The organism is Faecalicatena contorta (assembly GCF_021531995.1).
Taxonomy (GTDB): Bacteria; Bacillota; Clostridia; order Lachnospirales; family Lachnospiraceae; genus Dorea_A; species Dorea_A contorta_A.
Window position 1 is genome coordinate 1 of the sequence record NZ_JAFBIZ010000301.1, and the last position, 536, is coordinate 536.

The window sequence follows — 536 nt, forward strand, 5'->3', positions numbered from 1 at the left end:
GCCATTATCTGATGAATAATATTCATTATCTTCACTCACATTAATCTGACTAAGATTGTCACAATCTTTGACAAATCCTCTATACACCGAACTAAGCCCTTGGGTATCTCCCTCAATATTTATTACTGTACTCGGTATATTTATTGCTGTTATACTATCACAATTTGAAAATGCATACTCTTTAATTGTAGTCACTCCCTCAGGAATGATCACATTAGTCAGTGCAATACAATCTTTAAATGCAGATTTTTCAATAGTAGTTACACTGTCAGGAATCCTGTATTCTCCTTCTCTTTTTGTAGGACAACAAACAAGCGAGGTCTGATCTTTATTAAATAGAACTCCCTCTACGGAACAGTAATTAGGGTTATTTTCATCTACTGTAATACTTTCCAAACTACTACAAGGTTCCCATCCACCCCCTCCGTTCTTAAAATCACCTATATATGTTACAGTATCCGGTATCGTAATACTTTCTATCTCATTTCTTATCCAAAGTGAAATACGCGTTACTGTAATACCATTAACTGTAGATG

1 protein-coding gene is annotated in these 536 nt (G+C 34.7%); it reads right to left on the reverse strand.

Annotation, left to right across the window (positions count from 1 at the left end; translation table 11 throughout):
• Positions 1-536, reverse strand: a 536-nt coding sequence (locus JQM82_RS16060) for a leucine-rich repeat domain-containing protein (RefSeq protein WP_235251423.1), incomplete at both ends; no start/stop codon positions are given.